9 protein-coding genes are annotated in these 7810 nt (G+C 51.8%); 8 read left to right on the top strand and 1 reads right to left on the bottom strand.

Annotated elements, in window-relative coordinates; all coding sequences use genetic code 11:
* The 5 genes from HMPREF3050_RS02425 to HMPREF3050_RS02405 all read left to right on the top strand — a co-directional run.
* On the top strand, positions 1-338 hold a 338-nt coding region (locus HMPREF3050_RS02425), incomplete at its 5' end, for a DUF4189 domain-containing protein (RefSeq protein WP_141758387.1).
* 94 nt (positions 339-432) lie between these two features.
* Complete coding sequence (locus tag HMPREF3050_RS02420; protein ID WP_070773316.1) at positions 433-951, top strand: DUF4189 domain-containing protein; 519 nt, start codon at positions 433-435, stop codon at positions 949-951.
* A gap of 88 nt (positions 952-1039) precedes the next feature.
* Positions 1040-1570 carry a hypothetical protein gene (locus HMPREF3050_RS02415; protein ID WP_070773315.1) on the top strand — a complete coding sequence of 177 codons (531 nt, stop codon included), beginning with the start codon at positions 1040-1042 and terminating at the stop codon, positions 1568-1570.
* Between the two features lie 99 nt (positions 1571-1669).
* Positions 1670-2263: a hypothetical protein gene (locus HMPREF3050_RS02410; RefSeq protein ID WP_070773314.1), complete on the top strand. Its 594-nt coding sequence runs from the start codon at positions 1670-1672 to the stop codon at positions 2261-2263.
* A 286-nt stretch (positions 2264-2549) separates the two neighbouring features.
* Positions 2550-3350, top strand: coding sequence for a sulfite exporter TauE/SafE family protein (locus HMPREF3050_RS02405; RefSeq protein WP_070773313.1), 801 nt, complete (start codon positions 2550-2552; stop codon positions 3348-3350).
* 97 nt (positions 3351-3447) lie between these two features.
* On the opposite strand, the gene wrbA is transcribed toward HMPREF3050_RS02405, so the two are convergent.
* Positions 3448-4050: an NAD(P)H:quinone oxidoreductase gene (gene wrbA / locus HMPREF3050_RS02400; protein ID WP_070497903.1), complete on the bottom strand. Its 603-nt coding sequence runs from the start codon at positions 4048-4050 to the stop codon at positions 3448-3450.
* 125 nt (positions 4051-4175) lie between these two features.
* Between wrbA and HMPREF3050_RS02395 the strand changes: the two genes are divergently transcribed.
* From HMPREF3050_RS02395 to HMPREF3050_RS02385, 3 genes are all read left to right on the top strand, one after another.
* Positions 4176-5420, top strand: coding sequence for a YihY family inner membrane protein (locus HMPREF3050_RS02395; RefSeq protein ID WP_070773312.1), 1245 nt, complete (start codon positions 4176-4178; stop codon positions 5418-5420).
* 3 nt (positions 5421-5423) lie between these two features.
* Positions 5424-5867: a DUF6636 domain-containing protein gene (locus tag HMPREF3050_RS02390; RefSeq protein ID WP_049226621.1), complete on the top strand. Its 444-nt coding sequence runs from the start codon at positions 5424-5426 to the stop codon at positions 5865-5867.
* A gap of 76 nt (positions 5868-5943) precedes the next feature.
* Positions 5944-7719, top strand: coding sequence for an extracellular solute-binding protein (locus HMPREF3050_RS02385; protein WP_070773311.1), 1776 nt, complete (start codon positions 5944-5946; stop codon positions 7717-7719).
* Positions 7720-7810: the final 91 nt, after the last annotated feature.

The raw sequence follows: 7810 nt of genomic DNA, 5'->3' as shown, positions 1-7810 counted from the left end.
ACATCAATGTCCCGTCCAAATACGGCGCATGGGCCACCAATCTTAAAACGGGTATTTCAGGCGGCGCACTTAATCAAAACTCACGTGCTGCTGCCGAAAAAGAAGCCATCAAAACCTGCGAAAAAGGCGGTCGCAATGCACCGTGTGTAGTGGCTGCTTGGGTCAGAAACGGTTGTATCGCCGTCGCACAAGGAAAATCAGGAAATAAATGGAAAGCTTTCCCGGGAGTAAAAGAGCCTGGCCTTGCCGAGGCTGAAGCATTAAGGAAATGTCAGGCTTCCGGTTATTCGCAATGCACCATTTTTGCCCCCGAAGGCTGCTCGATGCCGCAATATTAACGGACAAAAGGTCGTCTGAAAGTTTTCAGACGACCTCTATATCAGGTTCTTGCTTTAAGAAAAGAGATTACGACTAAACAAAGGAATAAGACTGATGAAAAAACTGCTTTTTATCTTATTGGGACTGGCAAGTTTTAATACTTATGCCGCCGACCCAACCTATGATGCAACCAAAGGCGCATTGCAGAATAATTCGGCATTGTGTGCATACGGCTACAATTCCAATTGCGCATCTCCCCGCCAGTCTCGGCAGCAGCCTACGGAAATAGTTAACATCAATGTCCCGTCCAAATACGGCGCATGGGCGGTTAACCTTAAAACGGGTATTTCGGCTGGTTCAATCAATATGGATTCGCGTGAGGCAGCGGAAAGAGAAGCCATCAAATCCTGCGAACAGGGTGGACGCAATGCACCGTGTGTAGTGGGTTCTTCGTTTAGAAACGGCTGTCTTGCTGTTGCCCAAGGGAAATCGGGCAAAAAATTGAAGACTTTCTACGGAGGCGCAGCTCAAATCGGACAGGCTGAGCCAGCAGCATTAAGAAAATGTCAGGCTTCTGGGGCGGTACAATGCAAAATCACTACGCCTGAAGGCTGCTCGCTGCCTAAATATTGACGGACAAAAGGTCGTCTGAAAGTTTTCAGACGACCCCTGTATATAAACTATTCATGATTTCCCCTTCTGTTTTTTGAAAGCATCCCATATGAAAAAAGCCCTTGTATTTTCTTTGCTGCTCGCCGGTTTGTCCGCTTCTGCCGCCGCCCAAAATCAAACCGGTGCGTCATCCGATCCTGCGGCAGATAAAAAGCTTGCTGCCGAGTGCGGGCAATTGTTTAAAGACACCAATACTTTGGCGAACGGTTCGCTTTGTTATCGGGACAATAAAGAGACCGCCGAATATTTCAACCTTTTGTCTATGGTTTTGTTGTTTAACCATCCGAAAGTCGATCAGTGCCGACAATATCCGAAACTGGAGGAGGAATTCAAAAAACAAAGCTTTCACCATCTCGACGATAAGGATTTGAAGCGCCTTTGCGCGGAAAGCCGCGAAGAACGCGACCGTTTGCGCCGTCAGGTAGAGGCGTACATGGACAGTAAGATAAAACAGTATGCGGAAGAAGAAGCCCCGCGCCGCGGTATTCCCGTTGACGAATTGCTGCGTAAAACCGTTGCCGAAGAAACCGAACGCCGCGCCAAAGCCGATGCCTTTATCCGTCAGAAGGATGGCAGATAAGGATGGACGGGGTCGTCTGAAAACTTCGGGCATGAATGTACTGCGTTCAGACATTCATGCTTTATTTGAAAATATCATTCCGGTTTAAAAGGAAAAACCATGAAACAATCTGCTTTAGGCTTACTTGCTTTGATTTTATCTTTTTCAGCCGCCGCGCAAGAGCCCGCCGTCAGTTTGAATACGGAGCAGGTCGAACATTGCCGGCAAATGCTGCAAGATACGGCGCTGATTGAGGCTACGGCGAATGTATGCGGCGGGGACAATGAGGACATCAAAGACTATGCCGGGCATTTATACTCTTTGTACATGGCTGCCGATCCGCAAGCCTTGCAATGTGTCAATTACAGCATGGCGATGAAAAAAGCAGGGAAACCGCTGCCTCATTACGGCTATTCCCCCGAGCAAGACAGTAAGCAATATTGCGCCCAAAGCCGCAAAGAACGCCATCTTGCCCAACAACGCGCCGAGGCTTTGGTTGAAAAAGAGCTGCCGAACATTGCCCGCAAAGTCTCCGAAGAATCGAATGCGCTTTATCAAGAGCATCAAAAGCAATTGGCGCAACGACAAAATACAGAACCGGACAACTGGGAAAAACCGAAATCTTCCAAGCAAATCTTGAACGAAATGCGCGAACAACTGGCGGCAAGCCGTAAAAAAGCGGAAATTGCCCGCCGGAAAATAGAAAAACAGTAACGAAGTTTCGGACAATACGGACAGACGGTCTGCCCTGACCGGATACAAGAAACCCGCTTTTTGAAGCGGGTTTTTATTTTGGAATCGATTAAGGTTTTCAGACGACCTTTTGGCAGAAGAAACTAATTGAAGCGGTTAACTGATTTTTGGTTTATTTTTACAAAAATAAATAGTGTTGACAATTTTTATGGTGGTAATTAATGTACTGATACTTTATTTGAAGCTTTAAACGGTCCTGCGTGCTGCTGCGTACAAAAAATTAAATTTAATCAAGAGGAAACAATCTATGGAGCAACTATTTATTCCCGGCAGTATCATTGCCGATTATTTTTATTTCGGTCTTTTCCTGCTGGTTGCCGCGTCTTTGATTGCGGGCTATGTCGATGCTATTGCGGGCGGAGCCGGACTGATTTTGATTCCCGCGTTTTTGATGGTCGGCTTGCCGCCGCAGGTCGCGTTGGCACAGGAAAAATTGGTGAGTACCATCGGTACGGTGGCTGCGATTAAAAACTTTATGAAAAGCAGTTCGATTGTATGGCGCATTGTGCCGGTCGGCATCGTTGCGGCTTTAATCGGGGCGTTCGTCGGTGCGAAAGTCATTCTGATTCTGCCTGTGGAAACCATCAATTACATCATTCTTGCGTTTTTACCCATAGGCTTGCTGGCAACTTTGTTCAAAGGCGTTTTGCTGAAAAAAGACGATGAACGCGGCGAGATAAAAAAATCTGCCGTCGCTGTCTTTTTAACTTGTCTGATTGTCGGTTTTTATGACGGTTTTTTCGGACCGGGCACGGGCAGCATTTTCATTATCGCTTTGTTTGTCATCAACAAATTGTCGTTGTTGCAGGCTTCGGCTACTTCCAAAATTTTCAATTTTGCTTCCAATATCGGGGCATTCGTTGCTTTCTTGATAGCGGGGAAAATGGCGTTCCTAATCGGAATCCCGATGATTTTGGCGAATTTGTTGGGCAACCATTTCGGCAGCCTCCATGCTATCAATTCAGACGGGGAAATCATCCGTAAGGTTTTGGTCGTAACGGTTTTGCTGATTATTGCTTCGATGGCATATAAGGCTTTTTCGGCTTGACGGGCAGATGTTGGTAAAAGGTCGTCTGAAAACTTGGAAATCAGGTTTTCAGACGACCTTTTAGCTTTTGGCAGATTGGATTTCTAAACTGCCCGCTTTAAGCCAACTTGACGGCGAGTTCTGCCAGCCGTTTGCCTTGTGCGAAAGCGATGTCGTTTTCTTCGGCGGTCAGGACGGGTTTGCTGTCGTGTCCGGCGACGTGGGACGCGCCGTAGGGGGTGCCGCCGCTTTGGGTGTTGCCGAGGGCGGATTCGGTGTAGGGGATGCCGCTGATGATCATGCCGTGGTGCAGGAGGGGGAGCATCATGGTGAGGAGGGTGGTTTCTTGTCCGCCGTGTTGGGAGGAGGTGCTGGTGAAGACGGTGGCGGGTTTGCCGGCGAGTTCTGCGCCGAGCCATAGGGGGATGGTGCCGTCGATGAAGTATTTCATGGCGGCTGCCATGTTGCCGAAGCGGGTGGGGCTGCCTAGGGCGAGGGCGGCGCAGGTTTTGAGGTCTTCGGCGGTGGCGTAGGGGGCGCCGCTGTCGGGGATGTCTTTTTCGACGGCTTCGCAGACGGTGGAGACTTTGGGGACGGTGCGCAATACGGCTTCGCAGCCTGCGACGCTTTCGATGCCGCGTGCGATTTGGCGGGCGAGGTTGAGGGTGCTGCCGTTTTGGGAGTAGTAGAGGACGAGGATTTTGAGGGGATTTGGGTTCATTTGGGTATTCCGTTACAATGGGGTTGGTGGGAAATGGGTGTTAATTTCGCTGAGGCTGTGTTTTCAGACGACGTGGGGCGTTTTCTGTTTTTTATTTTCAATTCGTTATTTTTTCGGGAAAGATTATGCCGTTTTTGAAATGGTGGCAAGGTTTGTCGGACAGTAAGGCGTTTGCGTTTGCGTGGTTTGTGGTCCGGCGTTTCGATGAGGAGCGTGTGCCGCAGGCTGCGGCGAGTATGACGTTTACGACGCTTCTGGCTTTGGTGCCGGTATTGACGGTGATGGTGGCGGTCGCTTCGATTTTTCCTGTGTTCGACCGTTGGTCGGATTCTTTTGTTTCGTTCGTCAATCAGACTATTGTGCCGCAGGGTGCGGACATGGTGTTTGATTATATCAATGCGTTCCGCAATCAGGCGGGGAAGTTGACGGCGATCGGCAGTGTGATGCTGGTGGTTACGTCGCTGATGCTGATTCGGACGATTGATAATGCGTTCAACCGGATTTGGCGGGTCAATTCGCAGCGGCCTTGGATGATGCAGTTTTTGGTGTATTGGGCGTTGCTGACGTTTGGACCGCTGTCTTTGGGCGTGGGGATTTCTTTTATGGTCGGGTCGGTGCAGGAATCTGCGCTGGCTTCGTCCCAATGGATGGGGGTGTTGCGGACGGCGGGGACGCTGTTTTTCGTGACGCTGCTGCTGTGGGGCTTGTACCGCTTTGTGCCTAATCGTTTTGTGCCTGCGCGGCAGGCGTTCGTCGGGGCTTTGATTACGGCGTTTTGCTTGGAGACGGCGCGTTTCCTGTTTGCTTGGTATATGGGCAATTTCGACGGCTACCGCTCGATTTACGGCGCATTTGCCGCTGTGCCGTTTTTCCTGTTGTGGCTGAATTTGCTGTGGACGCTGGTGTTGGGCGGTGCGGTGCTGACTTCGTCGCTGTCTTATTGGCAGGGCGAGGCGTTCCGCAGGGGCTTCGATTCGCGCGGGCGGTTTGACGATGTGTTGAAAATCCTGCTGCTTTTGGATGCGGCGCAAAAAGAGGGCAAAGCCTTGCCTGTTCAGGAGTTCAGACGACATATCAATATGGGCTACGACGAGTTGGGCGAGCTTCTGGAAAAGCTGGCGCGGCACGGCTATATCTACAACGGCCGTCAGGGCTGGGTGTTGAAAACGGGGGCAGATTCAATTGAGTTGAGCGAACTCTTCAAGCTCTTCGTTTACCGCCCGTCCGCCCCAAATAAAGACAAGGTCAACCAAACCGTCGACTCTGTCATGCAGCCCTGTTTGCAGACTTTGAACATGACATTGGCGGAGTTTGACGCACAAACCAGACAAAATACCTCCCACAACCCCCAATCTCCGTCCAAAGGATAAACCATGTTACGCAAAATCCTCCCCGCTCTTTCTGCAGCCCTCGTTTACGCATACGCATACGCCGATACCGGCGTTTTTGCCGTTAATTTCCAAACCCCCAGCGGCAATATCATCTGCGGCGGAGATACCGCCCACTCCAAAAGGGAAACGGCATGGCACGGCGTGTCCTGCTTCATACAGGATACCGGCAATGCCAAACCCGCCCGGCCGAAACCCAAAACATGCGAATTCGACTGGGGCAACGTATTCAATGCCGACAGCAAAGGGAAGGCCTACATGAGCTGTTACAGCGACTATCCGTACAGCCCGAACCCTTCCGTCCTCGCCTACGGAAGCAGCATCAAAGGCAGGGGCTGGCAGTGCGTCAGCCTCGAAAACGGCATCCGCTGCACCAACTCGGCCGGACACGGATTCCAGCTCAACCGCAACCGACAGCTTATGTTCTAAAACAAATGCCGTCTGTAAAAGATTTCAGACGGCATTTGCTATAATCGGCATTTAATGCCTACATGCGCCCAGCCTTATGAAAATTCTTGCATTACTCGCTCTCTCCCTGTCCTCCGCATCCGCTTTTGCCGCATACGGTTTAGGTTTGGGGCAGGAGCCGAAATATCCCGCCGACTTTCGCGCCTACGAATACGTCAATCCCGACGCGCCCAAAGGCGGCGTGTTTTCCCTACCGATACAGGGCGGCTTCGATACGTTCAACCCGTTTACCCTCAAAGGCGACAAAGAAGCCGGCGTCCTCAATCTGACCGTGGACATGCTTACGGACAACAGTTGGGACGAACCTTTCTCCATGTACGGACTGCTGGCGGAAGACTTTTCACTTGCCGAAGACGGGCTGTCGGCAACATTCAGGCTCAACCCGAAAGCCAAATTCCACAACGGCGATCCCGTCCTTGCCAAAGACGTAGCCGCCTCCTTCCGCCTGCTCACCCAAGACAAAGCCGCCAATCCCTTCTACCGCATATACTGGAGCGACGTTGCCAAAGTCGAAACGCCCGACGACAGGACAGTCGTTTTCCGCTTCAAACAGCGCAATGCCGAATTACACATGGCATTAGGGCAACTGCCTGTATTTTCACATAAAAGCTATCCCGAAGGGCTGGAAAAAGGCGCAAACAAAATGCCCATCGGCTCCGGCCCCTACCGCTTCGTTAAAGCGGAAAACGGGCGCATGAGCGAATACGCGCGCGACAAAAACTACTGGGCGCAAAACCTGCCGACCCGCAAAGGCAGATATAACTTCGACACCGTCCGCTTCAAATATTTCAAAGACAACAGCGTCCGCCTTGAAGGCCTCAAAGCCGGACAATACGACTTCGTTTACGAAAATGTCGCCCGAAACTGGGCGCGGGGCTATTCCGACGAAATGCTCGCCAAACGCGGCATGGGCAAACACGAATGGATACAGAAAAGCGATGCCGGCATGCAGGGCTTCGTCATGAACCTGCGCCGCGCCCCGTTCGACAACATCCTCGTGCGGCAGGCGATGGTCGAGAGTTTCGACTTTGAAAGCATCAACGCGCGCATTTTCTACGGCGCATACCGCCGCAGCAACAGCTTCTTCACCAACAGCGAGATGGCGGCGACAGGCAAACCGCAAGGCGCGGAACTGAAACTGCTCCAGTCCCTCGGCAACACCCTCGACCCCGTCGTCCTGAACCAACCCGTCCCCGAACCGCCCCAAACCGACCCGAAGACAGGCATACGCCCCAACCTGCTCAAAGCCCGCGCCCTCTTGGAAAAAGCAGGCTACCGCTATAAAAACGGCAAACTGACCGACAGCCAAGGCAAACCCCTGACCTTCGAGTTCCTGACCGCCTCCAAAACCTACGAACGCATTACCGCCAAATGGCAGCGCGACCTCGCCAAAATCGGCGTAACCATGAACATCCGCGTTACCGACCCCGCCTTATACCAAAGGCGGCTCAACGATTTCGACTTCGATATGACCATTACCGTCTATGCCAACAGCGAAAGCCCCGGCAACGAACAATACGATTATTTCGGCTGCGAAGCCGCCAAAATCCCCGGCAGCCGAAACCTCGCCGGCGTGTGCCGCCCCGAAGTCGAAAAGCTGCTCAAACATTTCGGCAGCTTCACCAACCGCGAAGAGCTGAAAACCACCTCCCGGGCGCTAGACCGCACCATCCGCCACCAATACATCATCGTCCCCGCCTGGTACGCCGACCGCTACCGCGTCGTTTACCGCAACAACCTCGGCATCCCGCAACAACTGCCGAAATATTACGACCCGGTATTTTTTTCGCTGAGTAGCGGGTGGTGGAAATAGGAGGGGCAATCCGTAGCGTGGGCTTTGCCCGCGAGATGAAAGCAGGTTCGATTGTTTTCTGATTTGGATTTTTAGATAGCAGATTTCGTGG

It is taken from the genome of Neisseria sp. HMSC065D04 (assembly GCF_001815675.1).
Classification (GTDB): domain Bacteria; phylum Pseudomonadota; class Gammaproteobacteria; order Burkholderiales; family Neisseriaceae; genus Neisseria.
Note: the sequence above shows the minus strand (reverse complement) of the source record. Positions and strands in the feature narration are given on the sequence as shown.